This is a genomic window from Carnobacterium sp. AT7 (assembly GCF_000171855.1).
GTDB lineage: Bacteria > Bacillota > Bacilli > Lactobacillales > Carnobacteriaceae > Carnobacterium_B > Carnobacterium_B jeotgali.
Genome location: NZ_ABHH01000002.1, coordinates 1 through 26,953, shown reverse-complemented (window position 1 = coordinate 26,953; position 26,953 = coordinate 1). Strand labels below are relative to the sequence as shown.

The 26,953-nt window shown below is 35.5% G+C and carries 25 protein-coding genes and 1 pseudogene; 14 read left to right on the top strand and 12 right to left on the bottom strand.

Annotated features, from left to right (window positions below):
• Positions 1-655 precede the first annotated feature (655 nt).
• The 3 genes and pseudogenes from ltrA (at position 656) to brnQ (ending at position 3,481) form a co-directional block, all read left to right on the top strand.
• Positions 656-1,564, top strand: a pseudogene (ltrA, locus tag CAT7_RS12490) (group II intron reverse transcriptase/maturase).
• Entirely contained in the window at positions 1,477-1,929 is a 453-nt protein-coding gene (locus CAT7_RS12485) for a group II intron maturase-specific domain-containing protein (RefSeq protein WP_081835468.1), read from the top strand. Before ltrA ends, CAT7_RS12485 begins: the two are co-directional and overlap by 88 nt.
• Before the next feature lie 193 nt (positions 1,930-2,122).
• Positions 2,123-3,481 (top strand): branched-chain amino acid transport system II carrier protein, encoded by a 1,359-nt coding sequence (gene brnQ / locus CAT7_RS00885; protein WP_007720951.1) that lies wholly within the window; start codon positions 2,123-2,125, stop codon positions 3,479-3,481.
• An 89-nt stretch (positions 3,482-3,570) separates the two neighbouring features.
• Here the strand turns inward: brnQ and CAT7_RS00880 are convergent, their stop codons facing one another.
• A complete protein-coding gene (locus CAT7_RS00880) occupies positions 3,571-4,050 on the bottom strand; it encodes a nucleoside 2-deoxyribosyltransferase (protein WP_007720949.1) in 480 nt (159 codons plus the stop codon).
• A gap of 152 nt (positions 4,051-4,202) precedes the next feature.
• On the opposite strand from CAT7_RS00880, the gene CAT7_RS00875 reads away from it, so the two are divergent.
• From CAT7_RS00875 to uvrC, 3 genes are all read left to right on the top strand, one after another.
• Positions 4,203-5,339, top strand: coding sequence for a 3D domain-containing protein (locus tag CAT7_RS00875; RefSeq protein WP_155860424.1), 1,137 nt, complete (start codon positions 4,203-4,205; stop codon positions 5,337-5,339).
• Between the two features lie 25 nt (positions 5,340-5,364).
• Positions 5,365-5,625, top strand: coding sequence for a hypothetical protein (locus CAT7_RS00870; RefSeq protein ID WP_007720945.1), 261 nt, complete (start codon positions 5,365-5,367; stop codon positions 5,623-5,625).
• A gap of 192 nt (positions 5,626-5,817) precedes the next feature.
• A complete protein-coding gene (gene uvrC / locus CAT7_RS00865) occupies positions 5,818-7,596 on the top strand; it encodes an excinuclease ABC subunit UvrC (RefSeq protein WP_007720942.1) in 1,779 nt (592 codons plus the stop codon).
• 57 nt (positions 7,597-7,653) lie between these two features.
• On the opposite strand, the gene CAT7_RS00860 is transcribed toward uvrC, so the two are convergent.
• Together CAT7_RS00860 and CAT7_RS00855 are read right to left on the bottom strand one after the other, a co-directional pair.
• Positions 7,654-8,001 (bottom strand): iron-sulfur cluster biosynthesis family protein, encoded by a 348-nt coding sequence (locus CAT7_RS00860; RefSeq protein ID WP_007720939.1) that lies wholly within the window; start codon positions 7,999-8,001, stop codon positions 7,654-7,656.
• A gap of 95 nt (positions 8,002-8,096) precedes the next feature.
• Complete coding sequence (locus tag CAT7_RS00855; protein ID WP_007720936.1) at positions 8,097-8,441, bottom strand: iron-sulfur cluster biosynthesis family protein; 345 nt, start codon at positions 8,439-8,441, stop codon at positions 8,097-8,099.
• A 181-nt stretch (positions 8,442-8,622) separates the two neighbouring features.
• Here CAT7_RS00855 and CAT7_RS00850 point away from each other — a divergent pair, with 181 nt between their 5' ends.
• Together CAT7_RS00850 and CAT7_RS00845 are read left to right on the top strand one after the other, a co-directional pair.
• Positions 8,623-9,093, top strand: coding sequence for an Rrf2 family transcriptional regulator (locus CAT7_RS00850; protein ID WP_007720933.1), 471 nt, complete (start codon positions 8,623-8,625; stop codon positions 9,091-9,093).
• A 33-nt stretch (positions 9,094-9,126) separates the two neighbouring features.
• The gene (locus CAT7_RS00845; protein ID WP_007720932.1) at positions 9,127-11,907 is read left to right on the top strand and encodes a YhgE/Pip domain-containing protein; all 2,781 of its coding nucleotides are present in this window, start codon (positions 9,127-9,129) and stop codon (positions 11,905-11,907) included.
• A 50-nt stretch (positions 11,908-11,957) separates the two neighbouring features.
• Here the strand turns inward: CAT7_RS00845 and CAT7_RS00840 are convergent, their stop codons facing one another.
• Positions 11,958-12,689 carry an amino acid ABC transporter ATP-binding protein gene (locus CAT7_RS00840; protein ID WP_007720930.1) on the bottom strand — a complete coding sequence of 244 codons (732 nt, stop codon included), beginning with the start codon at positions 12,687-12,689 and terminating at the stop codon, positions 11,958-11,960.
• Complete coding sequence (locus tag CAT7_RS00835; protein WP_007720928.1) at positions 12,682-14,133, bottom strand: amino acid ABC transporter substrate-binding protein/permease; 1,452 nt, start codon at positions 14,131-14,133, stop codon at positions 12,682-12,684. Before CAT7_RS00835 ends, CAT7_RS00840 begins: the two co-directional genes overlap by 8 nt.
• 187 nt (positions 14,134-14,320) lie before the next feature.
• Between CAT7_RS00835 and CAT7_RS00830 the strand changes: the two genes are divergently transcribed.
• Positions 14,321-14,881, top strand: a complete 561-nt coding sequence (locus CAT7_RS00830) for a GNAT family N-acetyltransferase (protein WP_007720924.1) — start codon at positions 14,321-14,323, stop codon at positions 14,879-14,881.
• 40 nt (positions 14,882-14,921) lie between these two features.
• On the opposite strand, the gene CAT7_RS00825 is transcribed toward CAT7_RS00830, so the two are convergent.
• The 3 genes from CAT7_RS00825 to CAT7_RS00815 all read right to left on the bottom strand — a co-directional run bounded on the left by CAT7_RS00825 (position 14,922) and on the right by CAT7_RS00815 (position 16,745).
• Positions 14,922-15,440, bottom strand: a complete 519-nt coding sequence (locus CAT7_RS00825) for an LURP-one-related/scramblase family protein (RefSeq protein ID WP_007720920.1) — start codon at positions 15,438-15,440, stop codon at positions 14,922-14,924.
• Positions 15,441-15,563: 123 nt separating this feature from the next.
• Positions 15,564-15,728, bottom strand: a complete 165-nt coding sequence (locus CAT7_RS00820) for a YvrJ family protein (protein ID WP_231549456.1) — start codon at positions 15,726-15,728, stop codon at positions 15,564-15,566.
• A 108-nt stretch (positions 15,729-15,836) separates the two neighbouring features.
• Positions 15,837-16,745 (bottom strand): Cof-type HAD-IIB family hydrolase, encoded by a 909-nt coding sequence (locus tag CAT7_RS00815; RefSeq protein ID WP_007720914.1) that lies wholly within the window; start codon positions 16,743-16,745, stop codon positions 15,837-15,839.
• A 363-nt stretch (positions 16,746-17,108) separates the two neighbouring features.
• Here CAT7_RS00815 and CAT7_RS00810 point away from each other — a divergent pair, with 363 nt between their 5' ends.
• The 5 genes from CAT7_RS00810 to CAT7_RS00790 all read left to right on the top strand — a co-directional run bounded on the left by CAT7_RS00810 (position 17,109) and on the right by CAT7_RS00790 (position 20,753).
• Positions 17,109-17,792: a uracil-DNA glycosylase gene (locus tag CAT7_RS00810; protein ID WP_007720910.1), complete on the top strand. Its 684-nt coding sequence runs from the start codon at positions 17,109-17,111 to the stop codon at positions 17,790-17,792.
• A 100-nt stretch (positions 17,793-17,892) separates the two neighbouring features.
• On the top strand, positions 17,893-18,873 hold the full coding sequence (gene pta, locus CAT7_RS00805; protein ID WP_007720906.1) for a phosphate acetyltransferase: 981 nt from the start codon (positions 17,893-17,895) through the stop codon (positions 18,871-18,873).
• Positions 18,874-18,993: 120 nt separating this feature from the next.
• Positions 18,994-19,632 carry an NAD(P)-dependent oxidoreductase gene (locus CAT7_RS00800; protein WP_007720904.1) on the top strand — a complete coding sequence of 213 codons (639 nt, stop codon included), beginning with the start codon at positions 18,994-18,996 and terminating at the stop codon, positions 19,630-19,632.
• A gap of 122 nt (positions 19,633-19,754) precedes the next feature.
• Positions 19,755-20,225 (top strand): tRNA (adenosine(37)-N6)-threonylcarbamoyltransferase complex ATPase subunit type 1 TsaE, encoded by a 471-nt coding sequence (tsaE, locus tag CAT7_RS00795; RefSeq protein WP_007720901.1) that lies wholly within the window; start codon positions 19,755-19,757, stop codon positions 20,223-20,225.
• Positions 20,226-20,228: 3 nt separating this feature from the next.
• Positions 20,229-20,753: a GNAT family N-acetyltransferase gene (locus CAT7_RS00790; RefSeq protein WP_007720898.1), complete on the top strand. Its 525-nt coding sequence runs from the start codon at positions 20,229-20,231 to the stop codon at positions 20,751-20,753.
• A gap of 36 nt (positions 20,754-20,789) precedes the next feature.
• Here the strand turns inward: CAT7_RS00790 and CAT7_RS00785 are convergent, their stop codons facing one another.
• From CAT7_RS00785 to CAT7_RS00770, 4 genes are all read right to left on the bottom strand, one after another.
• Positions 20,790-21,521: an amino acid ABC transporter ATP-binding protein gene (locus tag CAT7_RS00785; protein ID WP_007720894.1), complete on the bottom strand. Its 732-nt coding sequence runs from the start codon at positions 21,519-21,521 to the stop codon at positions 20,790-20,792.
• Complete coding sequence (locus CAT7_RS00780; protein ID WP_007720890.1) at positions 21,514-22,968, bottom strand: amino acid ABC transporter substrate-binding protein/permease; 1,455 nt, start codon at positions 22,966-22,968, stop codon at positions 21,514-21,516. Before CAT7_RS00780 ends, CAT7_RS00785 begins: the two co-directional genes overlap by 8 nt.
• Before the next feature lie 245 nt (positions 22,969-23,213).
• Positions 23,214-23,747: a 3'-5' exonuclease gene (locus tag CAT7_RS00775; protein ID WP_007720877.1), complete on the bottom strand. Its 534-nt coding sequence runs from the start codon at positions 23,745-23,747 to the stop codon at positions 23,214-23,216.
• A 141-nt stretch (positions 23,748-23,888) separates the two neighbouring features.
• The gene (locus CAT7_RS00770; RefSeq protein ID WP_007720875.1) at positions 23,889-26,525 is read right to left on the bottom strand and encodes a cation-translocating P-type ATPase; all 2,637 of its coding nucleotides are present in this window, start codon (positions 26,523-26,525) and stop codon (positions 23,889-23,891) included.
• Between the last annotated feature and the right edge of the window lie 428 nt (positions 26,526-26,953).

Below are 26,953 nucleotides of genomic sequence, written 5' to 3'. Positions count from 1 at the left end.
AAAGCGATGTAATTCGCATTGAATACTTTACAGGGCTACAAGCAATCCTCTTCCTCCAGAAGTGTTAAGCATGAACTAAATTCAACTATCAACACTAAAAAATATAGATCCAAAAAGAGGTGCGGCAAAAGTCGCATCTCTTTTTTTTAGTGCGCCCGGCATGGGTGATAACTTGGTGGTGAAAGTCCACAACAGGCTTTGCAGTAGGAACTGTTAGCGAATGGCAAGGGTGTCCATTGTGAAGTGGAATCTGAAGGAAGCCGGACGCAAACACTCGCACTGACGAACAGAAACCTCATATAAGGCTGACTGGAGAGGGACGAGCTTGCTAAACAAAGCAAAGTCCAATACTGCACGAATCTTCTACAGTAAATGAGGCAGTGACATGAGTGGAAGGTTATCATTCTTACCCGGGGAGGTCTCACTAGCGAGCAAGCTCGTAGTAATAACGAATAGTGAGAAGTCAGCAGACGCCATAGTAGGAGAACGTTGTTCTCTGAAGGGCTGAACAATAATAATCTTGGGAAAACCAGGAGGTGAATACGTCACCACTATCGCAGAAAACATCAAGGTAAAGACCAAGAGATGGCTACCTACAGAGGGATAAGTTGGAAACGAAAGAGTATGTAGGAGTGCGTAGGGACGTAGCATAGATATGGAAAAACAAGATGGTATCACACTTATCGAGAAAGTTATAGATAAAGATAATTTAGAAAGAGCGATGATTAAAGTTCGTAAGAACAAAGGAGCTCCAGGTGTAGATGGTCTAACCGTCTATCAACTGGAAGGTCACATGAAGAGATATTATCCTCATCTTATAAGGAAATTGAAAGACGGTTCTTATCAACCACAACCAGTGCGCAGAGTATCCATTCCAAAATCAGATGGCACCAAAAGATTATTAGGGATTCCTTCTGTATTGGATAGAGTGGTACAACAAGCTATTCTCCAGGTGATTGATCCGATTATCGACCCACAATTATCCGACAACAGTTATGGTTTTAGAAAAGGAAGAAATGCCCATCAGGCCATTCAAAAGGCAGAACAGTATTATAAAGAAGGGTATCGGGTAGTAGTCGATTATGATTTAAAAAGCTATTTCGATACGATACACCATCAGAAATTACGGGCAAACCTAGAATGGTTTATTCAAGATAAAATCGTTCTAAAGCTGATATGGAAATTCCTAAAGTCAGGCATTTTAGACAAAGATAGTTATATCGAGACAGATACCGGAGCTCCTTAAGGAGTCCCACTTTCTCCATTACTAGCAAATGTCTATTTAAATCAACTGGATAGGGAACTTGAAAGGAGAGGTCATGCTTTCATTCGCTACGCGGACGACTTCGTTATTTACGTTAAAAGTAAACGTGCAGGCGAACGAGTAATGGAAAGTGTTACTCAATTCATTGAAAAAGACTTGCGTCTTACAGTAAACCAAAAGAAAAGCAGTATCACCACTCCGACTAAAGCAAAATTCCTTGGTTTTCATATTATGAACCATATGGGAAAGTTGGATGCCGACCTAGTAAGTCGGCAAAACAACGATTCCGAAATAAACTAAAGTATCTCACAAGCCGAAAACGGCCAGGGACATTTAAAGAAATCCTAACACAACTAAACCAAGTAACTGTTGGATGGATAAATTATTATAAGATTTCCTTCATGAAATCCTTCCTAGAAGAAACTCAGAACTGGTTGCGCCATCGTGTAAGACAATTAATATGGAAACGATGGAAAAAGGTATCCACTAGATACAATCAACTGAAAAGATTAGGAATAGACCACGATAACGCACTGAAAACAGCAGCCAGCCGTAAAGGGTATTGGCGTATTTCACGTAGTGAAGTTCTACACCGCTCGATAACAAATAAAAGGCTCATACAGTGGGGATTAAAAGATTTAATCCTACTATATGAGCGTAAGTGATACTTAAATTATTGAACCGCCGTGTACGGAACCGTACGCACGGTGGTGTGAGAGGTCGGTAGATAAATTAATTATCTACCTCCTACTCGATTGAAAACTAACAAGTAAACAGGATTTTTGCTTGAAGGTGAGAACTAAAAAAGCTATTATTTAAGTTACGTGTTACATAGATACGTTAGAAAGGGCGGTTTTTATGAAAAAAGGACTATCATTGTCTTCTTATTTGTATATAGGATCCATGTTATTTGGATTGTTTTTTGGAGCAGGAAATTTAATCTTTCCCGTTCACATGGGTCAAGTAGCAGGAGCTAACGTAAGTTGGGCTACACTAGGATTTTTAGTAACAGGTATTGGATTGCCATTTTTAGGAGTTATCGCGATTGGAATTTCCAAAAGTAATGGTTTATTTGATTTAGCTAGTCGTATTCATCCTTATTATGGTTACTTTATGACAATCGCTTTGTATTTAACGATTGGACCATTCTTTGCATTGCCTAGATTGAGTACAGTATCGTATGAAATTGGTTTAACACCTTACATTAGTCCAGCATATCAAACAGTAGGATTAGCAATTTTTTCTATTTTATTTTATGGTACAGCATTATTTCTTTCTTTAAAACCTACAAAAATTTTAGTTTATGTTGGAAAAGTATTAAACCCTATTTTCTTAGTCTTCTTAGGCGTCTTGATCGTAACAGCATTTATTCGTCCGCTTGGAGGCGTGATGGACGCGTCAGTGACGGGGAGTTATGTAGCGCAACCCTTTGTTAGCGGATTTCTTGAAGGATACAATACAATGGATGCACTAGCATCACTAGCATTCGGAATTGTAGTTGTTCAAACAATTAAAACGTTAGGAGTAACTAAGCCAAGCGAGATAGCAAAAGACACGATTAAATCAGGATTGATTAGCATTCTTTTGATGGGAATCATCTATGCTAGCTTAGCTTATATTGGAACAATGAGTGTTGGACAGTTCCCAGTTTCAGAAAATGGTGGAATTGCCTTAGCCCAGATTTCTAACTATTACTTTGGTTCATTTGGCAGTGTATTATTAGCTGTGATTGTAACAGTCGCTTGTTTGAAAACAGCTATTGGTTTAATAACAGCTTGTGCTGAAACGTTTAAAGAAATGTTTCCACGCTCAATTAGTTATAAAGCATACGTAGTGGTATTCAGTGTGTTAACAACGTTAGTCGCAAATATTGGATTAACAAATATCATTGCTTTTTCACTTCCCGTGTTAATGTTTTTATACCCATTAGCGATAACATTGATTTTACTAGCACTATTGTCTCCTTTATTCAAAGACCGACAAGTGGTTTATGTTACCACAACAATTTTTACGCTAGTAGTCAGTGTAGCGGATCTATTAAATGCTTTACCTGAAAATATCCGTAATTTAAATGGAATACAAAATTTCTTAACTTTTTGTGCAGACTATCTGCCTTTGTTTTCTATGGGAATGGGATGGATTCTACCAGCAACAATTGGATTTGTCGTTGGAATTATCATTAGCTTAGTTACGAAACCAAATCCCCGTGCTTTATAATAGAAGAATAAAGTCTACAATTAGAAACTCAAACTCCATAAAAAAGGTTCCTTGCAATTATTGCAGGGAACCTTTTTTTTACAAAATGATTACAAATAAGCACCAATAGCTGTAATAAAGTCTTCAGAAGTGCTGTAAATAGCACCATTCATTTTGATTAATCCAACTGTGTAAAGATTGATATATGAAAATTGAGATTCGGCCACTTCTTGTAAAGCATTCAATTTTTTAGGATTTGTAGCCCCTTGCTGACGTGAATCCGTATATAAACCAATGATAGGTATTCCCGCTTGATAAGCAACACCAATTTCAGTGGCCACTCCAACATCAATCGTTGAACCATCTAAAACGGCAACCATTAACTGGCTATCTAATAAGGCGTTCGTATCGTATTTAGCAATAGCAATTGAATCTGCATAGCTATTTTTATCATTTATTTCCCCTTGTTCTTGAGGAACATAGACTTTTACTTCTGAATAGGTCTTTCGAATGCTTGCTACTAGTATTTCGTTGTAAATTTTTTCCATCTCTGAAAACAATGGACTTGCAAAATAAATTTTTTTCGACATTTTTTCATCCTCCTAATACGTTTATTACAGTTTTAGTATACCTTAAAATTGTTTTGTAACAAAAAGTAATCTTAAAGAAATATAACAGTACGTTTTATTCGTTATAATCATTGGAGAGCAAAAATAGAAGAAAAGAAGGGTGTTGTCAATTCGTGAGAATAAAAAAACTAGTTACTAGCCTTATGTTGGCTTTATTAATGGTTAACGTCATTCCTACAACAGGTTTTGCAGCGACATTAAATGAAATCGAATCGCAACAAAATACAAAAGAAAAAGAAATGGCAGCAATTGATAGTGAAATTAATAAAGTTTTGACTAAGGTAAATGAAAAAAATAGTGAGCTAGAAGAATTAACTACTCAAATTGATGTTTTAAAAGACACGGTTCAAGCAACTAGTGAAACAGTTAATGAACAAGAAGCAGTTGTTAAAGAACGTTTGGATCAAGCAAAAGAACGTATCTTATCTATGCAAACAACTGAAGTAAATCAAAATGTTGTATTGTCATTATTTGAATCTGAAAGTGTATCAGATTTCTTTAATCGTGCATATGTTTTAGTTACTTTGCAATCAGCTGGAAACGACCAGTTAGAAATGGCTGAAGATGAAAAAGCAGAATTAGCAGCATTGAAAACAGAACTTGAAAGTAATTTAGCTTTATTAGAAAATGAAACAGCAGAAGCTAAAGCACAAAAAGCTGAAATGGATACACAAATAGCAAGTCTTCAAAAAACAATGGATGAAAATCAAGAAATTCTAAATGAATTAGATGAAAAACGTGCAGCAGAAGAAACAAGAATTGCTGAAGCTAAAGCTGCTGAAGAGAAAGCAGCAGCTGAAAAAGCAACTGCTACAGCGCTTGAAACAAAACTTGAAAAAGAATCTGCTACTGTAACAACAACTGCAACAACTGAGCCATCAGAAAATAAAAAAGAAGAAACAACAGTAGCAACTGAAAAGGTTGCTACTACTAAACCAGCTGAAAGTACTGCAACAACATCAAAAGGTAAATCAATTGTTGTATCAGCAACAGGATATTCAACTAAACAAGCTAATTTGAGTACTCATACTGCAACTGGAATCAACTTAGAAAGTAATCCAATGGTTATTGCGGTAGATCCTCGTGTAATTCCTTTAGGTTCGATTGTTGAAATTCCAGGATATGGAACATTTATCGCTGGAGATACTGGTGGAGCAATCAAAGGCAATAAAATTGATATTCACTTTTCTACTGTGCAACAAGCGAATAATTTTGGTAGAAAAACAATTACCATTAATATCTTAAATTAAGATTTTTTTAGAAAAGGTGAATCAGATGGCAGAGCAAGTAGAAATCGATTTTTATCTAGATAGTGATGAAGAAGCTTTTTTAGAGTCATGGGAAAACAAGTACGGCCAACTTAATGATGAACAATTAGAAGAGTTGTACCAAGCAATTGCAAAAGATATCGAATTGAAATACCAATCTGGGGAACATCAACTTGGAAAGTTATTTTTATATAAAGAGATTGCAGTGGGCTACTCAGATTATAGTACATTTAATAATTGGTTCTTATTTAGTTCTTCTAAAAGATAATAAAATGAAAAACAACGACAGAGCTTTAATTCTGTCGTTGTTTTACTGTTTAGTGGTAAAATAGATAAATAAGAATTTACAATTCTTAGAATCAATAGATGAGTTTTTTTTGAATTAGCTGCACTATTTGACGAATAATCATAATTAATTAACAGTGAAAAGTAATGAATGACTATAAGGGGAATCATGAAGATGGTTAATACACATATCAATAATAAACTAATGTTGCTTCCTGACTTGCCAGGATGTTATTTAATGAAAAATAAAGAAAAAGAAATCATCTATATTGGAAAAGCTAAAAATTTAAAAAAACGCGTACGTTCTTATTTTCGAGGGACTCACGAAGGGAAAACGCAATTACTGGTTGAAGAAATTGTAGATTTTGAAACTATTATTACTTCTACGGATAAAGAATGTTTGCTGCTTGAAATCACATTAATCAAAAAACACTTACCGAAATACAATATCAAATTAAAGCAAGGAACAAGCTATCCGTATTTAAAGATTACAAATGAAAAGGATCCACAACTCATTATTACGTCTGAAGTTAAAAGAGATGGCGGACATTATTTTGGACCCTATCCAAATGTATATGCAGCGAGTGAAACACAACAATTTATCCAAAAAGTTTATCCATTGAGGAAATGCAATGGGTATCAAAAGAGAGCGTGTTTGTATTACCATTTAGGGCAGTGTATTGGCCCTTGCGACCATGAGATACCTAAAGAAGAATACAATGCTCAAATCGACAAAATTAGGCGTTTCTTGAATGGCGATGTAAAAGAAATTAAAAAAATATTGAAAAGTAAAATGATGCAAGCAGCTGATGAACTGGCTTTTGAACGAGCAGCGGAATACCGCAATCAAATTCAATACATTGAAACGACTGTGGAAAGACAAAATATTATTACGAATGATTTTACGACTAGAGATGTTTTTAGTTATTATATGAATAAAGGCTGGATTTCAATCCAAGTATTTTTTATAAGACAAGCTACATTGATTAAGCGAGAAGCAACTATTTTTCCTTGTTACGATACACCTCAAGAAGAATTAGCCTCCTATATGGTTCAATTTTATCAAGAAGAGAATCATTTGCTACCAAAAGAAATATTGGTGCCAAGTGGCGTAGATACCAAAACATTGTCTGAGGTGCTAGAAATACCTGTTAAAGTACCGCTTCAAGGAAGAAAAAAAGACATGCTGGATTTAGCAACGAAGAACAGTGAAATTTCATTAAATGAAAAATTCCAGCTCATTGAAATGGATGATCGTAAAACAATTGGAGCAATCAAAGAGCTTTCAGAAGCGCTACATTTGCCTCTAGTTAGTCGCATTGAAGCCTTTGACCACTCCAATATTCAAGGAACAAACCCTGTTTCAGCGATGGTCTCTTTTTTAGATGGTCGACCAGATAAAAGCAATTACCGAAAATACAAAATAAAAAATGTTCATGGAAGCAATGAATTAGCCACGACTGAAGAGGTTATTCGAAGAAGATATGAGCGGTTGTTAAAAGAAGGCAAACCTTTACCGGATTTAATTTTAATGGATGGTGGGAAAATTCAAGTAAATGGTGCCATTAATATTCTTGAGAACGAGTTGGGATTATCGATACCGGTAGCAGGTATGGTGAAAGATGATAAACATAGAACTTCTTCGCTTATTTTTGGCGAAAAACTTGAAAAAGTATCTTTAAAACCGACTAGTCAAGCTTTTTACCTTGTTCAACGAATTCAAGATGAAGTCCATCGTTTTGCGATTACATTTCACCGTCAGTTACGTGGGAAAAATAGTTTGTCCTCGAAATTGGATCGTATTGAAGGTGTTGGGCCAAAGACACGCACAAAGATATTAAAGCATTTTAAATCGGTAAAAAAAGTAACAGAAGCAAGCGTGGAAGAAATAAATGGGTTGGGAATCCCTTTAAAAACAGCTGTAAGAATTAAAGAAGCCCTGAGTGAAAAATAAAAAAGCCGAGATAAAGGAGAAAGAATCCTTTGTCTCGGCTTTTTAGTTTGTTAGGGTTTAAAAAAGTTTGTTATTGTCATTATCTAGTACGGTTACGTCGTCATTTATCAGTCCAGCGTCACTTTTTAAAATCAAACTATTTTTTGATTTTTTATAATCTAATACAACGTTTTCTGATAAGTCTTCTAGACGATTACTTTGGACTGGGATTTCTCCAATAGTTGAGTCAATAGTCGCATTTAATTCTTCATTGGGACTGGTAAATAATTTTAGTGAAAAGGTACCAACGATTCCACAAGCGTAGCCACCCGTTATACGGTTATAATATAAAGCTAATTTTCCTGGGTATTGTGCTTGAATGGCTTTTAATCGTTCAATTGCGGGTTCTGTTACAGTTAAAAACATAAAATCCCTCCATTTACCTACTTTATTACACTTCTATTTAGTAAGTAAATTATATAGCGAAAAGGGCACAATGTCCACCAATATGTTTGCTAGAATTAAGAAAGAGCGTGATTAGCCTCATTAAGAATCAAGACATTATCATTAATAAGACCACTATCACTGCGAAGAATCAGCGCATTTTTGATTTCGTTGTAATCTAACTTCATTTGTTCATCTAAAAAAGGTAAGCTCCAGCCTTGAATAGGCAAGTCGCCTAACGATGTGGATAAGATGGAATCGAGTTCAGAATCCATTTGTTGTATGATTTTTAGTAAAAAAATTCCGTTATTTCCGCAGGTACAGCCAATTCTAGATTCATAATAGAGGACTAACTGTCCTGGATGTTGCGAGCATGTCTGTTCGATCTTTTGTTGAGCTTGTTCAGTAATAGTTAAAAACATGTAAAAGACCTCTTTTCAATTCTTTGAACTTATGATATCTCGAACAACTAAACTTGTCGAGCTAAATGGTAGAAAAAACGAAGAAAATAATTGCAAAATTAGTGTGAAAGATGTATATTACTATTCGTGGATATTTAAAGTCCACAATCAATGCTACTGAAGTAAAGAAAGAAGGGAAACAATGAAGTTAACAAAAGGCTTGGAACAAGCAGTTTGTATTTTGGCTATGCTTTCTACTCAAGATAATCATATTCTGATTACTTCGCATGTATTGAATAGTCGTTTAAAAGGAACGTCACATTCTTACATTAGAAAAATTATTCGAAAATTAGTGGTTAGTGGGTTAGCAACATCAATCCCTGGCAGCAATGGTGGTTTTATGTTAGCTAAAAAACCCGAAAAAATTAATTTGTTGGAAATTGTAGAAGCATTAGAAGGTAAAATCGTTACTTATCCAAATTCTGGGATGATCAATCAAGTTTTCTCAGATATAGGTGAACCAGCTAGTAATGGAGAAAAAATGCTAACCACAACTTTTGGAGAAGCAGACAAACGTTACACAAGTTTTCTCGAACAGCAAACGCTAAATCAGCTTATTGGTTCTACGATAGGCAAAAGTGAAGTACCTTCTATTGACTGGAATAAAAAATAAATCGTTTTAAATTGAAAGGAATGTACTTGTAAAATGGAAATGATAAAAAAGGAATGGAAGAAATTAGTCTCTAATAAAATGATGCTACTATCTTGTATAGTGATGTTATTTATTCCAATAATGTATGCTGGTTTCTTCTTAAAATCAAACTGGGATCCCTATGGAAATACGGATAAACTATCTGTAGCAGTTGTTAATTTAGATCACTCAGTTGACTATCAGGGAGAAAAACTGGATATAGGTTCTGATGTGGTTGAGAAACTTAAGGGAAATGATGCATTAGATTGGCATTTTGTATCTCAAGAAGAGGCTCAATCTGGATTGGAAAATAGCGATTATTATATGGTCATGACTTTACCGGCTGATTTTTCCACAGATGCTGCTACATTGATGGATAAGAATCCTAAAAAAATGACCATTAAATATGAAACGAATGGATCGTTAAATTATATCGGAGAAGTTATCAGTAAATCAGCTGCTAAAGATATTAAAACCGAAGTATCTGATAATGTAACGAAAGCTTATACGGAAGCAATATTTGAACAAATTAGTAAGATAGGAACGGGTTTTTCAAAAGCCGCTGACGGTGCCGGAGAGATTGATGATGGAACTGGGAAGTTGGCAGATGGAAGCCAACAGTTAACAAAGAATTTAGAAAAGCTGTCTTCAAGTACATTAACATTTGAAGAAGGAACGCAGAAAATTGAGCTGGGACTAAAAGACTATACAAATGGAGTAGCTCAAGTAAATAATGGCGCAACTCAGCTAAATAATGGCATCAGTACGTTAGCGTCAAATGTAGGCCCGCTTCAAAATGGCGGTCTGCAGTTAGAAAAAGGATCAGCAGATTTATCAAACGGTGTTGAATCTTATACAAATGGTGTTTCACAGTTGGCCGATGGAACTAAGCTATTGAACGGAAATTCTGCCTCACTTCAAAATGGCACAAGTAAAATCAGTAATGGTGTTGATCAAGTTAAATCGGGTAGTGATCAGTTATTAACAGGATTAAATCAACTTTCCGCAGAGTTAGATAAAAGCCTAACAACCGAAAATAATGACCAACTACAATTTTTAATGAAAAACTTGTCTTCTATGAATGATGGGATTCAAAAATTAGATACTCTACTTAACGGACAAGTTAGTGGAGCTGACTTAAGTGGTATTAAACTGGATTTACAACAAACAGGTGATAGTTTAACTAACGTTGCACAAGATGTAAAAAATACTGGCATTAATTTAAAAGGAGCAACGGATACGGTTGCCGTTCTTGAAAATACCATTCAAGCTGAATTGGATGCGGCAAAAGCAGCGAGTGATACAAGTACAATCGCTGCAAAACAAGCAGAGTTAGTAAACATAAGCACATTGAAATATCAACTAGCTGCTGCAAATGATAATACAAATGCAATAGCAACAAACGCAACTACTGCCGGTACATCGTTAAGCAATTTGCAAAAGGAATTGACGGCAATTAGTGGATTAACCAATCAATTGTCACAACTAAAAACGCAAATAGATACACTCGCTAAAAGTTCAAACCAACTATTGCCAGCAACTAATCAAGCAATGAGTGAACTTATTAACGGATTAACAGGCATACAAACAGCTTTGGAACAACAAGGGACGGGTTCTAATAAAGGGATCATTCAAGGAATGACTGAATTAAACCAAGGTCTAGTAGCCGTTCAAAATGGTCTATCAGGAGAAGATGGATTAGTAAATGGAGTAACAGATTATACAAATGGAGTAGAAAGTTTGCAGTCTGGGGCAGATAAATTAAAGGCAAATGCACCGGCATTAAATTCAGGTGCTCAACAATTAAATAGTGGCATAGGACAATTAACCACTCAGTTGCCAAACTTAATTGAAGGTATCAATCAATTAAACAATGGATCGACAAAATTAGTCGAAGGAACGACTCTTTTGAACGATAATTCAGCTAGTTTAAATGATGGTGCAACTAGCCTAGCAGATGGTTCTACAAAACTTAAAGAGGGCTCGCAAGCATTAAGTGATGGATCTAAAACACTAGGAACTGGAATAAATACATTGAAAGATGGAACGAATCAGTTATCAACTAGTTTATTAGAAGGTTCAACAACTGTTAATGATATAGATGCTACGAATAAAACCACAGATATGTTTGCAAGTCCTATAACGTTAGAGCAAGAAAAATATAGTACTGTGCCAAACTATGGAGCAGCGTTAGCCCCTTATATTATGTCAATGGCATTGTATATTGGAGCAATAGCTTTTACTACAATCTATCCTGTTCGCAAGAGAGCACTTCAAGGGAAATCAAGCTTTGCTTGGTGGCAAAGTAAGACTTCAGTAACCATGCTAGTTGCAACTTTAATGGCAGTGATTGAATGTGGAATCTTATTAATGATGGGATTAGAAGTATTATTTGTTGGGAAATTCTTCTTATTATCCATCCTTACTTCGGTAGCGTTCATGTCTATTATATTGATGTTAGTTGTCGCATTCGACAATATCGGTCGCTTTTTGGCCATGGTGTTGCTCGTCGTACAATTAGGTGGTTCTGGTGGAACATTCCCAATGCCATTAACAAATTCATTCTTCCAAGCCATTCATCCGTTTTTACCGATGACCTATTCTATTTATGGTTTTAGACAAGCTATCAGTAGTGGTTTAGGAGATGCAGTTTATTGGAAAGCTAATTTTGTTATGATAGGGATTATTCTTGTTTCCAATGGCTTGCTTATGTTAGCAATGCACGTCTTGCAAAAAAAAGAGGTAACTAATAATGAAAATGAAACAACCGAATTGAAAGAAATAAAAGAGTTATAATAGCAAAAAAGTTCTGCCATGCGAGAGTTTACTCGCATGGCAGAACTTTTTTAAATTAACACTTTATCTAAAAAGTTTTTTGTTCTCTCATGTTGCGGATGGTTAAAGAGTTGTTCAGGTTTGCCTTCTTCAACGATATAACCGCCATCCATGAAAATAACGCGATCCGCTACTTCTTTAGCGAAACCCATTTCATGGGTCACAACTAACATTGTCATGCCTTGATCCGCTAGTTTTTGCATAACTTCAAGCACGTCACCAACCATTTCTGGATCAAGTGCACTAGTTGGTTCATCGAATAACATGATGTCCGGATTCATTGCTAAAGCTCGTGCGATAGCCACACGTTGCTTTTGTCCACCAGATAATGATTTAGGATAATCAGCGGCTTTTTCTGAAAGACCAACTGTTTCTAATAATTCTAACGCTCTTTTATTGATGGCCTCAGTCGATTCTTTTTTTAACTCTTTAGGAGCTAATGTAATATTATCTAGAACAGTTAAATGTGGGAATAAATTAAATTGTTGAAAAACCATTCCAATATTTTCACGTACTTTATTGATATCTTGCTTAGGATCGGTTAAATCAAAATCATCAATGATGACTTTTCCGCCTGTAATGTCTTCCAAAGCATTCATGCACCGAAGAAAAGTACTTTTCCCAGAACCAGAAGGACCGATGATACAAATAACTTCTCCTTCTTGTACTTCAACATTCAAGTCTTTTAAAACCTCTAGATTTCCGAAATTTTTCTTTAAATGTTCAACTTTTAGTTTAGTCATTTGATAATCTCCTTTCAAGATAATTTGAAAATTTCGTAAGAATGGTAATGATAATGATATACATCAAACCGACGATTAACCACATATCACCAGAAGAATAGGTACGGGCGATAATGATTTTTCCGGTTTGAGTTAATTCAACGATTCCAATCACGGATAAGATTGAAGTATCTTTAAGTGTGATAACAAATTGATTGATAAAAGATGGAATCATTATTTTAACAGCTTGTGGTAAAACGACTTTGCGCATAGAAGTGTTGTAAGTAAGACCCAAGCTTCTTGAAGCTTCTAGCTGGCCATTATCTACCGCTTGAATACCACCACGAACCAGTTCAGCGATGTAGGCTGTTGTATTTAAACTTAATGTAATCACACCAGCAAGGTAAGCCGGTATTTGAATATTTAAGAATTGTGGGATAGAGAAGTAGATGAAAAAGGCTAAAACGATTAAAGGGATACCGCGTAAAATATCTACGTAAATCGTTGCTATCCAATTTAATACTTTGTTTGGAGAAGCGCTAAATAATCCAAAAATAACACCTAAAATGGTAGCGATGATAAATGCCGTAATGGTTAACAGTAATGTTCTACCAAGACCTTTTAATAATTCGCCGCCATTTTGTTGTATCAAACCAAAGAATCCAAGATTAGCTGTTTCGGTTTGAGACGTCTCTCCAAGATAAGTATCAAGTATGTCATCGTAAGTGCCGTTTGCACGGATATTGATTAATCCATTATTGAACATTTCCAATAACTCAGCATTTTGACCTTTATTTACGGCAAAACCATAGTTGTCGCCAGGCTCAGGATCAGTCGGTATTTTCAATTTTAAACCCGATTGAATCGCATAAGCCATTACAGGATAATCTTCAAAAGCAGCATCTGAGTTGCCAGTTTGAACGTCTTCATACATATTTGCAGAATCTTCAAAAGTATTTACATTAAATCCATATTCCTCTTGAATAGATTCAGCAAAAGCAGCACCAGTAGTTCCTACTTTGATAGCCACTGTTTTGCCTTCTAAATCCTCGTAAGAAGTAATGTCATCGTTGTCCGCTGAGACGGCCATGACTACACCACTTTCAAAGTAAGGCTCAGAAAAATCAAATGAGTCTTGACGCTCGGGTGTAATACTCATACCGGCGATCATGCCATCTACTTGATTTGTTTCCAAAGCTTGTAATGCAGCACTAAATCCTAGAGGTCGTAATTCATATTTGAAACCTTGGTCTTTAGCGATTGCTTCTAATAAATCAACATCAATTCCTTTATATTCACCATCAGCATCTTTGTATTCAAAGGGAGCAAACGTGATGTCAGTTCCAATGATATATGTCTTATCTGTTTCTTGAGCAGAAGCTGTAGTAGGTAGTAGAATAGTGAAAATTACTGTAAGTAATAAAGCCGTCATAATAGTAAAAAGTGATTTTTTTCGTAAATTCATAAGAAACCTCCTTGTATAAGATATAATACTAATTTAATTTTAAGGCAATTGCAACAAAAATGTAATCTGGTTATGTGATAAAAACTAACATACCCTTGTCTCGTTTCTTTTTCTATAAAAGGTTGAATAACTTAAACTTGTTCGTTATGCTTAAATTGCGAAAAAGACAAACTAAGCGGGTGATAAAGTGTTACGAAAAGCTAAAATAACAGATATAGAACAATTAGTGGAATGGGTCTGGATTATTCTAGAAGACATGGAGCTAACATTGTTGAAAGAAATAAACACGGATAAATTGAAACAACTGATGAAAGAAGCGATGGAAGATGAAAATTACCGCTATAGCTATCATCGCGCACATATCTGCATCCGTGAAGGGAAAAGAGCAGGTGTCTGTTTTGGGTACAAAGGTGAGTTGGAACCTATAGTTGATGAGGCTTTTAATGATAAATTAAAAGCACAAGGAATAGAGGCTCTTTTATTTCAGGATTCTGAAACTGTCCCAGGTGAGTGGTATTTAGATTCGTTGGTGACGGATGTGAATTTTAGAGAACAAGGTGTAGCAAGCGAATTGTTAAAAGCACTACCAGCTATTGCAAAGTCAGAGAATGAGAAAATTATTGGACTGAATTGTGACCAACTGAATCAAAAAGCACAACAATTGTATCTTAAAATTGGTTTTAAAAAGGTATGGGAGTGTATGTTGGGTCAACATTTATACGACCACATGCAATGGAAAATCAATTAAAAAAAGCATTGATCAATTGAATCAATGCCTTATATATCCATTAAATAAGTTGAATTGCGCGGTTTACTCGTTTTTTTTCTGTCTGTGGTAAGCGTGTTAACGTAAGATTATCTACAATCAAAGCAATACAGAGACAAAGTGGTGCATGTTGAGATTCGGGTATATGCAGTGCATAATAATCACCAAAGGAAGTATAAGCTTTAGTCATTTCCATAATTAACTTACCTTTACAGTTTACCGTGTAGTTGTGATTATAAAAATCTCCAGTTACAATCCAATTTAGCGGCGTAACTTTAAAATAAACATCTTTTAAGCCACGGTGTTTAGTAATGGAACCAATTTTTTTACCTTGGGTATAGATATCAAATTTAGGAAATAAAGACAATACTGTTTGTTTGACTTCTACAAGCAAGTCACCGTCTATGCTATATAACGATAATTTATCACCGATTCTGCCCCATTTGCCTGAAATAAGGTAGAGATCTTTGCCAAGTTCATTTTTCACGAGAATCTTTTCTTGTCTTGAAACATATTCTTGTTTCATGTAAAGAAGTACCATAATGAACGCCCCTCTAAAGGTAAATTAAGCGGATACAGTTTCTTTTAGTATACCAAAACTAGAAGCAAAACGAAATACAAATGAGATAAAAAAAAGCCCGCCTTTTTTAATGGCGGGTTTTCTTTATATCGCTGATTTAATGGCTTGACCTAATTCGTGCAGAGCTTTCACCACGTCATCAAGTTTAGTTTCCATACGCTGAAGTAGAAATAAAGCGATAAAAATGGGGAAACCAACATTACCGATAATCTCTGTTACAGTAGACAGCCACTGAGTACTTGCATCCATGTTATTCTCTCCCTTCATTTATTAGCTGAGTTAACGTATTGTCAACCTACTAATAACAACGAAACGAAAAGAAAAACTGTTACTATAAGATTTGTTAACTTTCACTTTCTACTCAGTGCGTTCTACGAAAGTAGGTGATTTGGCTGAGTCTAATTGATCGTTTAAAGCTAGGTTGATTGCATGTGCAATACCATCATTATTATTGCTAGTAGTAATGTATTTAGCATACGTTTTGACTTCTTCTTCAGCATTTTCCATGGCAAAACTATATCCTGCTACTTTTAACATCGAGACATCATTGAAATTATCTCCAAGTGTCATAATGTTTTCAAGAGGAATATTTAATTTTTTTGCAGCTGCTTCAAGAGCAATGCCTTTTTGGGCATTAATGTTATTGATTTCAATGTTATTAACAAAAGAAGCGGTAATTGCAAGCTCACCTGATTTTTCAAGTTCCTCTGTAAGTGGCCCAAGTACCTTACGACCATCATCACTAAAAGCGATAATTTTTAAAACTTCAATGGAATCATCGTGCACAAGCTCTTCGTAATCTTCAACATAGTTTATATTCATAATTTCTAAACGGGCTGCTGCTAAAACAACGGCCATTTTATAAGTAGTATCCGGATTTGTTTCAAATAATAAAGAAGCAACAGATTCGATACGTTTCGCTTTATTATCGGAATAAATTCCATTAGATGTCGTCATTTCACAATAAAGATTTCTTTTCTTTATCGCAGCAACGATTTCGTGTACCGATTGTTTATCGATGCCAATATTTTGAATGACAGAGCCTTCTTCATTATAAACTTGAGCACCATTAAGCGTGATAAACGAACAGTTGATACCCACTTCTTTAAGTAACGGTTGTGCTTCAGTAAATCCACGGCCTGTGGCGACCATAAAATGAATCCCTTGGTTCATAGCCGCTTTAATAGCTTTAGCATTTGTTTCAGAAACTTTCATTTTTCCATTTAATAATGTTCCATCCATATCAGATACAATAAGTTCTATCATTTTGGTTCCTCCCAAGAGTTGTTTGTATTACTAAGTCTACCATTAATAATAAAAAAACAAACGTATAAAGCTTTTTTTGTAATAAATTGTCGAAATAAATGAATAGAACAAAAAGAAGCTGACAGGTAGTACTTGTTAGAAAAAAGTAATTCTTGTAGGATAAGAGTAAGTTCACTAGGACGTGTTTGAAAAACTACTAAGACTCATTGCGTCTGCTTAAATAGAAAACGACTTTGAGTTAGTCGAATGAGGGCTTATTACGTCTACTCAAACAGATAACGATTTTGATTCGGCCTATCGCAGCTATTTTTCTCGTGATAAACTAGTTTTAAAACATACCCTAAAGATAAGGAGGAAATTATAATGACCTTACCGGTACAAAATGATTGGTTGCCAATTTTGGAAGAACAAATGAATACACCAACTTATCAATCGTTAAAAGAATTTTTAGTACACGATTATCAAGAAACAACGGTTTATCCTGAAATGCACCATATTTGGCAAGCTTTTGAATGGACTCCTTATAATGAAGTAAAGGTAGTCATTTTAGGACAAGATCCTTATCATGGACCAGATCAAGCACATGGACTGAGCTTTTCTGTATTGCCGAATGTTAAAACGCCGCCTTCTCTCGTCAACATCTATAAGGAATTGGAAACGGATCTGGATATTCCTCGTGCAAATCATGGTTATCTGGAATCTTGGGCTAAACAAGGTGTCTTATTACTTAATACCGTTTTAACTGTTCGAAAAGGCCAGGCTCATTCACATAAAGGCAAAGGCTGGGAAGTACTGACAGATGCGGTTATCAAAAAATTAAGTGAACGAGAGAAACCAATGGTGTTTATTTTATGGGGAAATCCATCCATTAAAAAAAGAGCTTTAATTGATGAAACAAAACATGTTGTGTTGACCTCAGTTCATCCAAGTCCTTTGTCAGCTTATCGTGGTTTTTTTGGATCAAAACCATTTTCTAAGACAAATGAAGCATTGATCAATTTAGGCGAAGAACCTATAAATTGGCAATTGCCTGAGACAGTTGAATAAGCAATACTTATAGGTTTTAAACCAAAAAGACTGTTATTGTTAAGAAAATAAGAGTATGATAGTACTGTATATAAAATCACAAATTGTGGAGGTTATTAGTGTGGAGCTAATTGAAAGCTTATCAAGCAAGATTAAAGGAAAAAAAGTTCGGATTGTATTTCCAGAAGGATCTGAACCTCGTATTCTTGGTGCTGTAGTTCGTTTGGCATCAGAAGATTTAGTTCAACCGGTATTAATTGGGAACCCCGAAGTTGTTAAAGAAGCTGCAAAAAATCGTGGCTTCAATGTAGAAAACATTGAAATTGTTGACCCAGCAAATTATGCTAAAATAGATGAAATGGTTGCTTCTTTCGTAGAACGTCGTAAAGGTAAAGTTTCTGAAGAAAAAGCAATTGAATTATTAAAAGATGAAAACTATTTTGGTACAATGTTAACCTATATGGGATTAGTTGATGGCTTAGTAAGTGGAGCAATCCACTCAACAGGAGACACTGTTCGCCCTGCATTACAAATTATTAAAACTAAACCAGGCGTTAGCCGTACAAGTGGTGCATTTATTATGATGCGTGGACGTGGACAAGAAAAATACTTATTCTCAGATTGTGCAATCAATGTGAATCCAAATGCTCAAGAATTAGCTGAAATCGCTGTAGAAAGTGCTAAAACGGCTGAAATGTTTGGTATCGAACCAAAAGTTGCTATGTTAAGTTTTTCAACTAGAGGATCAGCAGTTGCTGAAGAAGCAACTAAAGTAGCAGAAGCAACTAAAATTGCTCAAGAACTAGCTCCTCAATATGATATCGATGGTGAAATGCAATTTGATGCTGCATTCGTAGCTTCTGTTGCTGAACAAAAAGCACCAGATTCTAATGTTGCTGGACAAGCAAGTGTTTTTGTATTCCCTGAATTACAATCAGGAAACATTGGTTATAAGATTGCGCAACGTTTTGGTAATTTTGAAGCAATCGGACCTATCTTACAAGGGTTAAATAAACCCATCTCAGACTTGTCTCGTGGTTGTAACGAAGAGGATGTTTACAAACTAACAATCATCACAGCAAATCAAACATTAATGAATTAAATTTAAAAAAGCTGACTCATTGAGTTAGCTTTTTTTTGATAAAGAGAGAATAGTTGCTCTATTGAATGCGTTCTCATTATAATGAATAAACAAGAGTATTAGTAAAAAGGAGGAACGGTTATGAAGATTGGCATTATCGGCGCTACAGGTAAATCAGGTTCAAAAATTTCAGCAGAGGCATTGATCAGAGGACATGAAGTGATTCCTTTGATACGAAATGCTTCCAAACTGATAGACAGTAAAGACAGCCATTATATCGAAAAGGATTTATATGATTTAACCTATGATGATATAAAAAATTTAGATGTGGTGGTTGATGCATTTAATGCTCCACCTGGGAAAGAAGAATTGCATCAAACAAGTTTGGCTTATATTGTGTCGTTAATACAAGGACATGAAAATCCGCGCCTAATCATTGTTGGCGGAGCAGGAAGTTTATATGTTGATGATACGAAAACGACGCGGTTGATAGATACTCCCGATTTTCCTGAAGTAGCTAGACCTACAGCTGTTAATATGAGTAAAGCTTTTGAGCAATTAAAACTAGCGGAAGATATCAATTGGACGTATGTAAGTCCATCTGCGTTTTTTAATCCTGAAGGCAAACGAACTGGGAAATATCAATTAGGACAAGACCAACTATTGACCAATAGTAAAGGTGAAAGTGAAATTAGTTATGCTGACTTTGCTCTTGCATTGGTAGATGAAATTGAAAATCAATTATTTATGGGTCAACGTATTACAGTATGTAGCGAATAAGGAAACGAGCATAGAAATCCATTGAGTCTATATTTTTAGGTGCTCAATGGATTTTTGTTTGGCTATTTTTAAATACTTGAATTACAATAAAAGATAACTAGATAGGGATAGAGGAGAACAGAATGAAACAAATTAAAGCACGTAATGAAGAAGAAACAAAGATAATAGCTGCTACATTAGCCAAATTGCTTGAACCTGGAGATACGATTCTTTTAGAAGGCAATCTTGGAGCTGGAAAAACGACTTTTACAAAAGGCCTAGCCGAAGGTCTTGGAATTACCAAAGTGATTAAAAGTCCAACTTATACAATTATCAGGGAGTACCTTGAAGGAAGATTGCCGTTGTACCATATGGATGTCTATCGATTAGAAGAAACTGGTGGAACGGATTTAGGATTAGAGGAATATTTTGAAGGCGAGGGTGTATCAATCGTTGAATGGGCAACCTTTATTCCCGAAGACTTGCCTCAAGAATATTTGCAGATCAAGCTTGTTCCTGCTGGAGATGATTTAATGGAACGGGAGCTGACTTTTTCACCTATTGGGGAAAGGTATGAAAAATTGATGCGAAATTTTGAAGAAAGTCAGGTATAACAAATGATAAGTACCATCCAAGTACGAGAAGCTATCCCTAGTGATGCTGAAAACTTATTGAAACATCTGAAAAAAATCGCTGTTGAAACAGGTTTTATGACAATGGGAGCAGAAGGTCCTGGGAAAACAGTTGAAGAGCAACGAAAAGAAATTAAGACTATTATAGAGTCCGATGTAATGGTTTTATTTGTCGCGTTAGACAAAAATGAACTGATTGGAATTGCTGAAATTCATGGTAATATAAGTCCAAAACTGAAACATATAGGAGACATCAGCATTTCAATTGCAAAAGCTTATTGGAAAATAGGTTTAGGCACAACAATGATGGAGCAATTGATTGAATGGGCAAATAGTCCTGCAAGTCAGTTGAAACGACTTGAATTGACCGTTCAAGCACGCAATGAACGAGCGCGCCGTCTTTATGAAAAAATGGGTTTTAAGCTAGAAGCAATCATGCCTCGCGGAGTTAAAGATGAAGGTGTTTACTTAGATGTTTGTTTGATGAGTATGCTCATTGGAGAAATTTAAAAAGCTTTGCAAAAGATAACTTTTGCAAAGCTTTTTTTAAATCAATACTTTTTCTAAGAAGTTTTTCGTCCGTTCTTGTTGGGGGTTATCGAAGACTTCTTTAGGGTCGCCTTCTTCAACGATATAACCACCATCCATGAAAATAACGCGATCTGCTACTTCTTTGGCAAAGCCCATTTCATGAGTTACAACTAGCATAGTCATTCCTTGATCTGCTAATTTTTGCATAACTTCAAGGACGTCACCAACCATTTCTGGATCCAATGCACTAGTGGGTTCATCGAACAACATGATGTCTGGATCCATCGCTAAAGCTCTTGCAATGGCCACACGTTGTTTTTGTCCGCCAGATAGTGATTTAGGGTAGTCATTGGCTTTTTCAGAAAGACCAACCGTTTCTAGTAATTCTAACGCACGTTTTTCGCTCGTTTCAGCGGATTCCTTTTTTAATTCTTTGGGGGCTAGCGTAATGTTTTCTAACACTGTCAAATGTGGGAATAAATTGAACTGTTGAAAAACCATTCCAATATTTTCGCGTACTTTATTGATATCTTGTTTAGGATCGGTTAAATCAAAATTATCAATGATCACTTTTCCACCTGTAATTTCTTCCAAAGCATTCATACAGCGAAGAAAAGTACTTTTTCCAGAACCTGAAGGGCCAATAATACAAATAACTTCTCCTTCTTGAACTTCAATATTCAAGTCTTTTAAAACTTCTAATTTTCCGAAATTTTTCTTTAAATGTTCAACTTTTAATTTAGTCATTAGCCATTTTCCTTTCAAGTACCGTTGATAGTTTCGTTAAAATAGTGATCAAAACAATGTACATGATTCCGATGATCAACCACATATTTCCAGAAGAGTAAGTCCGAGCAATGATAATTTTTCCGGTTTGAGTCAATTCAACAATTCCAATAACCGATAGGATTGAAGTATCTTTAAGTGTGATAACGAATTGATTGATAAAGGATGGAATCATTATCTTAATAGCTTGTGGTAAGACAATTTTACGCATAGAAGTTTTATAAGGGAGTCCCAAGCTTCTTGCGGCTTCTAATTGCCCACCAGCCACAGCTTGAATTCCGCCACGAACAAGCTCTGAAATGTATGCAGAAGTATTAAGACTCAATGTAATTACACCAGCAAGATAAGCGGATAACTGAATGTTTAAGAATTGTGGAATAGAGAAATAGACAAAAAAGGCTAGTACAATCAAAGGAATACCGCGCATAATAGTCACATATAAAGTCGAAATCCCACTTAATAGATTGTTTGACGTAGCACTGAATAATCCTAAAATAACTCCTACGACTAAAGCAATTGCAAATGAAACAAGCGTTAATACTAAAGTACGTCCAAGACCTGTTAATAATTCACTATAATTATTTTGAATCAAAGTGAAGAAGTTATTGCTAGTAGCAGCTTCTGAATTTTCACTAGTATACTTATCCGTAATTTCTTTATGAACACCATTTTCTTTGATGGTTGCTAAACCTGCATTGAATTTTTCTAGTAATTCTGGATTTTGACCTTTATTAACAGCGAATCCGTAAACATCTCCTGCTTCTGGATCAAGTGGAAATTGTAGTTTAAGACCTTGTTGTACAGCATAAGCCATAACAGGGTAGTCATCAAAGACCGCATCAGAATGACCGGAAACAACGTCTTCATACATAGTTGCTGAGTCTTCAAATTGGTTAATATCAATATCAAATTGTTTTTTCAGTTCTGTCACAAATGCGGCACCAGTGGTACCAACCTTAACAGCAACAGTCTTGCCATCTAAATCTTCATAAGAAGAAATAGCATCATTGTTTTTTGAGACAGCCATAACGGTACCGGCTTCGAAATAAGGATCAGAAAAATCAAAAGATTCCTTACGTTCATCCGTAATACTCATTGCAGCAATCATTCCATCTACTTGATTTGATTCTAAGGCTTGTAAACCTGCACTGAAAGCTAAAGGGCGTAACTCATATGAAAAATTTTGATCTTCAGCAATCGCATCTAACGTTTCTACATCGATACCAACATAGTCGCCCTCTGCATTTTTAAATTCAAAAGGAGCGTAAGTGACATCTGTAGTGATAACATAAGGATCACTTTCGGTTCCTTTCTCTGCTGAAGCATGGATAGGTGTGGATAGGGATAAAAATAAGCCTAAAAAAAGTGCAAATACAGCCCCTAAAAACTGGTTCTGTTTCGTAATCATATAAAAACTCCTCCAAATAGTTTTGCTATAGTTTTAAAATATAGCTCGTATATTAAAAATACGGGAATCCTTTTATCATTTCAACTATTTGCACTTGAGCAATTTTTGTATAAAAAAATAAACTGTTTCTTTAAAAGAACTAAAGAATCAGTTTATTTTGCATTTATAATTTTTAGTGTAGATAGCTGAGTTCCTTTGGTTGCTTAAATTTTTTTAAAGCAACCATCTTATAAAAAACGAACACGCTAAATATGTTTAACGAGTTTTTTTAAGGGATCTGTTCCAAAATGATCTTCTAAATAAAGCAAAATAGCTGCACAGGCATTGCTATCCTCAAGTGCATTGTGATGATTTTTCAAACTAATATTTAAATGATCACAAACTGTATTTAATTTATGATTGGGAATTTCTGTGATTAATTTCCGACTGCTTTGAACAGTGCACAGAGTTTGAAAGTGAGGCTGAGGCAAGTCATAGTAATCAAGACAGCCTTGTAAAACGCCACGGTCAAACGGAAGATTATGAGCAACAATCAATTTATTTTCTGTGAAAAAAGGTTTTATTTGTTCCCAGACTTCTGGGAAAGAAGGTGCGTCTTTAACATCATTTTCAGTAATGCCATGAACTTGCACATTACGCCAAAAAAATTCAGTTTCTGGTTTAATTAAAGAGTAGTAATGATCAACAATCTTGCTTTTTCGAACAACTGTCAGTGCCACTGAACAAGCGCTATGACGTTGGTTGCTAGCTGTTTCAAAATCTAATGCGACAAAATTCATATGAGTCCTCCTCGAACAAGTATTCGGTTAACAGTATAAAGGATTTAAGTAGAAGTTGCTACTATTAAATTTCCAAAAAAAACTTTCGCTAGCTAACAAATCAGCTGCGAAAGTTTTTTTTGTTTAATAAGTTAGCTTGTCTTAAGCTTCTTTTTTATGAGGAAGAAATTTAGCTAATTCCATTAGAACAACGGCAACTAAAGCTAAGCCTGCAGCAATTCCCCATTGTTCCCATCCAAAATTATCTGGAATATTAAAGATTGAACGAACACCTGGAAGAACTGTCACACCATATAAAACAGAACAGAATAAAACAGCATATATAGCATACATATTAGAGAAGAAACCTGCTCCAATAGATGTTTGTGTATTTGAACGTGCTGGGAAAGTTTGTAAAGTACGAGCCAAGATAAGGGTAGTAAAGGCCATAGCAATACTCATTTCATTTGAATAACCTAATCCGATATATTGTGAGATAACAACAGCGATACCAATAAGCACACCACGATAAAGAACAGATCTTAAAGTGTCACCTGCGAAGATGCCTTCGTTCGGATCTCTAGGTTTACGTTCCATAACATTTGGTTCGCCTTTTTCCATTCCTAAGGCAATAGCAGGAATAGAGTCATTAACTAAGTTGATGAACAATAATTGTAAAGCAGTGAATGGGTTAACCCAGTTCATTATTAACGCAACAATGATTGCGATAATAGCACCAAGGTTACCAGCAAATAGGTAAGCAACAGCCTTTTTGATGTTATCAAATACATTACGACCAACTTCAACGGCACTAATGATTGACACAAAGTTATCATCTGTCAATACCATTGCAGCAGCATCTTTAGCTACGTCAGTTCCGCTACCCATTGCGATTCCAATATCTGCTTGTTTCAGTGCAGGTGCATCGTTTACACCATCACCAGTCATAGCAGAAATCTTATCTTTATTTTGCCAAGCGCGAACGATTCTGATTTTGTTTTCTGGAGAAACACGAGCATAAACAGAGATTTGTTCTAATTTAGCATTTAACTCATCTTCACTTAAAGCGTCTAATTCTTGACCAGTCAAAGCAATGTCGTCTGGTTCTGAGATTCCGATATCACGAGCAATTGCACGTGCAGTTGTTTTGTGGTCACCGGTAATCATAACTGTTTTTATACCAGCTTTTTTAGCTTGTTCTACAGCGCCATAAACAGCTTCACGAGGCGGATCAATCATAGCAACTAAACCAACTAGAATCAAATCGTTTTCGTCTTCAAAAGTAATGTTTTCTCCTTCTGAAACAGGTTTATAAGCAAAAGCCAATACGCGCAAAGCACGATCTGAAAAGATTTCATTTTGATCAGCTAAAGATTTTAGGTTGTCATCTGTTAAAGGAACGACTTTTCCATCAATCAAGATTTTTGAACTGCGGTTAAAGACTACATCGGGGCCACCTTTTGTTAGCATAAGGTTTTCGCCGTCAATGACATGAACAGTAGACATTAGCTTACGATCTGAATCAAAAGGCAACTCAGCTAATCTAGGGTAAGCATTACGTAATTCATGGTAAGGTTTGTTCACTTTATTACTGAAAGCAATCATAGCAACTTCAGTTGGGTCACCAAGTTCTTGACCTTGGTCATTGATGTTAGAATCATTTGCTAGTACAGCAATTTGCATTAAACGAGCTTCATCAGTAGTCCATGTATCAGGAGTAGAATTGAAATCGCCTGTTTGTCCATTTGGTAAGAAGTAATCAACTATCGTCATTTTATTTTGTGTTAATGTACCTGTTTTGTCTGTACAAATAACACTTGTGGAACCTAATGTTTCAACAGCTGGAAGCTTACGAATAATCGCATGTTTCTTAGCCATTTTGTTTGTTCCAGTAGAAAGAACGATAGTAACGATAGATTGTAATGCTTCAGGAATGGCAGCAACGGCTACTGCAACTGCGAACATAAAAGCATTCAACAATTCAGTGTTTACATCTGTTGCTCCACCAAAGAAGATACGAGCGGCTTGGATAGCAAAGATAAGAATAGAAAGGATAAGAATACCAAATCCAAGTTTTTTACTAAAGTCGTCTAATTTTCTTTGTAATGGTGTTTGCTTAGCCACTGCGTTATCAATTAAACTAGCAACTTGACCGATTTCAGTATTATTACCGGTACCTGTAACAACCACAAGACCACGACCATACGTAACTAAAGTTCCGCTATGAACCATGTTTGAACGATCTCCAACAGGTACTTCTTTTTCAACAACATCGATATTTTTGTCTGCCGGAACAGATTCACCAGTTAGCATTCCTTCATTAATTTGAAGTGATCCTGCTTCTAGTAAACGTCCATCAGCTGGAACATAATCCCCAGCATCTAAGATAACAATATCTCCTACAACAAGTTCTTTTGCCGGAATAGTTACTTTAACGCCATTACGGATTACTTTCGATTCAGGAGCAGAGAGACTGGACAACGCATCGAGTGAACTTTCAGCTTTTTTAGTTTGAATAACACTGATAACAGAGTTGATCATTAAAACAGCAAAAATGATCAATGATTCAACTACTGAACCTAAAGCCATTTGGATAACGGCTACTATTAACAGCACAATAACCATTGCGTCCTTAAAAGTTGATAAAAATAATTTAAGAACGGAATCTTTTTCTTTTTGCTTTAATTCGTTTAAGCCATCACGTTCCTGGCGTGTTTTGACTTCGGCATCCTGCAGGCCTTTTGGTGAAGTCTGTAATTCTTTTAATATTGTTTCTTGGTCTTTTTGATAATTTTCCAAGTGATACACCCTTTCGTAAAAAAAAATAGACAGTTTACTGACAGACAATCAAGAATATGATGAAATGCCTGTAGAAACGGTTTTTAACATGAAATAAAAATAATACCATTATAATATCATTATAGTACAGTTGCCAAAAATAGTAGCATATTCACTATCATCAAACAAGTTTTAGGTTGATTGGCAATGACCTTGTAAAAAAACTAGTCAAATCATTAACTAAGCTTGTTTTTGTACGCTCAATATCCTCCTTTAATTGATGGTCAGTAAAATCGATAAAAAAAGAGACTTATGCAGGATTGTCCTTATAGAGAACAATGTGCATAAGTCTCACTATTTAAGACAACACCAGAAGATTGTTGCAAATCTACTTGTTGGTGACGTTGCCACAGCTGTTGCTGCCAGTTACTCCCTTATGAAAAACTATC

Excerpts from the sequence above, each read along its gene's own strand:
- CAT7_RS00800 (WP_007720904.1), top strand. The coding sequence starts at position 18,994 with ATGAAGATTGGCATTATCGGCGCTACAGGTAAATCAGGTTCAAAAATT.
- CAT7_RS00820 (WP_231549456.1), bottom strand. The coding sequence starts at position 15,728 with ATGGATGCAAGTACTCAGTGGCTGTCTACTGTAACAGAGATTATCGGT.
- CAT7_RS00810 (WP_007720910.1), top strand. The coding sequence starts at position 17,109 with ATGACCTTACCGGTACAAAATGATTGGTTGCCAATTTTGGAAGAACAA.
- CAT7_RS00825 (WP_007720920.1), bottom strand. The coding sequence starts at position 15,440 with ATGGTACTTCTTTACATGAAACAAGAATATGTTTCAAGACAAGAAAAG.
- CAT7_RS00815 (WP_007720914.1), bottom strand. The coding sequence starts at position 16,745 with ATGATAGAACTTATTGTATCTGATATGGATGGAACATTATTAAATGGA.
- CAT7_RS00790 (WP_007720898.1), top strand. The coding sequence starts at position 20,229 with ATGATAAGTACCATCCAAGTACGAGAAGCTATCCCTAGTGATGCTGAA.
- CAT7_RS00880 (WP_007720949.1), bottom strand. The coding sequence starts at position 4,050 with ATGTCGAAAAAAATTTATTTTGCAAGTCCATTGTTTTCAGAGATGGAA.
- CAT7_RS00780 (WP_007720890.1), bottom strand. The coding sequence starts at position 22,968 with ATGATTACGAAACAGAACCAGTTTTTAGGGGCTGTATTTGCACTTTTT.
- CAT7_RS00835 (WP_007720928.1), bottom strand. The coding sequence starts at position 14,133 with ATGAATTTACGAAAAAAATCACTTTTTACTATTATGACGGCTTTATTA.
- brnQ (WP_007720951.1), top strand. The coding sequence starts at position 2,123 with ATGAAAAAAGGACTATCATTGTCTTCTTATTTGTATATAGGATCCATG.
- CAT7_RS00840 (WP_007720930.1), bottom strand. The coding sequence starts at position 12,689 with ATGACTAAACTAAAAGTTGAACATTTAAAGAAAAATTTCGGAAATCTA.
- CAT7_RS00855 (WP_007720936.1), bottom strand. The coding sequence starts at position 8,441 with ATGTTTTTAACTATTACTGAACAAGCTCAACAAAAGATCGAACAGACA.
- CAT7_RS00860 (WP_007720939.1), bottom strand. The coding sequence starts at position 8,001 with ATGTTTTTAACTGTAACAGAACCCGCAATTGAACGATTAAAAGCCATT.
- CAT7_RS00785 (WP_007720894.1), bottom strand. The coding sequence starts at position 21,521 with ATGACTAAATTAAAAGTTGAACATTTAAAGAAAAATTTCGGAAAATTA.
- CAT7_RS00775 (WP_007720877.1), bottom strand. The coding sequence starts at position 23,747 with ATGAATTTTGTCGCATTAGATTTTGAAACAGCTAGCAACCAACGTCAT.
- CAT7_RS00870 (WP_007720945.1), top strand. The coding sequence starts at position 5,365 with ATGGCAGAGCAAGTAGAAATCGATTTTTATCTAGATAGTGATGAAGAA.
- CAT7_RS00850 (WP_007720933.1), top strand. The coding sequence starts at position 8,623 with ATGAAGTTAACAAAAGGCTTGGAACAAGCAGTTTGTATTTTGGCTATG.
- uvrC (WP_007720942.1), top strand. The coding sequence starts at position 5,818 with ATGGTTAATACACATATCAATAATAAACTAATGTTGCTTCCTGACTTG.
- CAT7_RS00845 (WP_007720932.1), top strand. The coding sequence starts at position 9,127 with ATGGAAATGATAAAAAAGGAATGGAAGAAATTAGTCTCTAATAAAATG.
- tsaE (WP_007720901.1), top strand. The coding sequence starts at position 19,755 with ATGAAACAAATTAAAGCACGTAATGAAGAAGAAACAAAGATAATAGCT.